Raw genomic sequence first — 962 nt, forward strand, 5'->3', positions numbered from 1 at the left:
CCCGCCTGCCCGCCCGGCTGCACGGCGTGCTGGAGCCGGAGGCGGGCTCGGCCTGGCTCGTGCTCGGCAACCTGGTGGCCGACGAGCGCACCGCCCCGCTCGGGCCGATGCTCGTGACCGGCCGCACGGTCGCCGCCGGACCGGCCACGGCACGGGCGTTCCTCGCCTGGGCGGACCGGCCGGACCTGTCGCTCACCGAGGACGGCGGCGTGTACGTCATCGAGGGCTCCTGGTCGGCCCGCACCTGGGTACGCCTGGTCACGGCATTCTTCGAGGAGGGGCGCTGCCGGGTCCTCATCGGCACACGCGCCCTGCTCGGCGAGGGCTGGGACGCCCGCGGCGTCAACGCGCTCATCGACCTCACCTCGGCCACCACCTCGACCTCGGTGGTGCAGACGCGCGGACGCGCCCTGCGGCTCGACCCGTCCTGGCCGGAGAAGGTGGCCAACATCTGGAGCGTCGCGTGCGTCGCCGACGGCCATCCCAAGGGCGCGGCGGACTGGCAGCGGTTCGTCCGCAAGCACCGCGGGTACCTGGCCGCCGCGCCGGACGGGGAGATCGTGTCCGGAGTGGCGCACGTGGACGCGGCGTTCTCCCCGTACGCCCCGCCGGCGCCGGACGCGCTCGACGCGGTGAACGCCGCCATGCTCGCGCGAGCCTCGGCACGCGAGGCGACCCGCGAGGCCTGGCGGCTCGGCACCGGGTTCCGCGACGAACTCGTGCACACCCTCCGGGTGCGCGCGGGCCGTAAGGCGATCGCACCGGTCTCCCGGCTGCCGGTACGTTCGGATCCCCCGCCGGTCGTCCCCGCCGAGACGTGCGCGGTCCCGTCCCCGGCCCGCCCGGTGCGGACCGCCACGGCACTCGCCCTCGCGGGCGCCGGCGTGGCGATACTGCTGCTGACCTTGCTGACCTGGACCGCCGTACTGCTCGGCCTGCCGCTGCTCGCGGCCGGGGCGGCC

1 protein-coding gene is annotated in these 962 nt (G+C 76.4%); it reads left to right on the plus strand.

Annotated elements, in window-relative coordinates:
* Positions 1-962, plus strand: a 962-nt coding sequence (locus ACFFNX_RS51205; protein WP_378213773.1) for a helicase-related protein, incomplete at both ends; no start/stop codon positions are given.

It is taken from the genome of Actinoallomurus acaciae (genome assembly GCF_042429965.1).
In the GTDB taxonomy this organism is placed as follows: Bacteria; Actinomycetota; Actinomycetes; order Streptosporangiales; family Streptosporangiaceae; genus Actinoallomurus; species Actinoallomurus acaciae.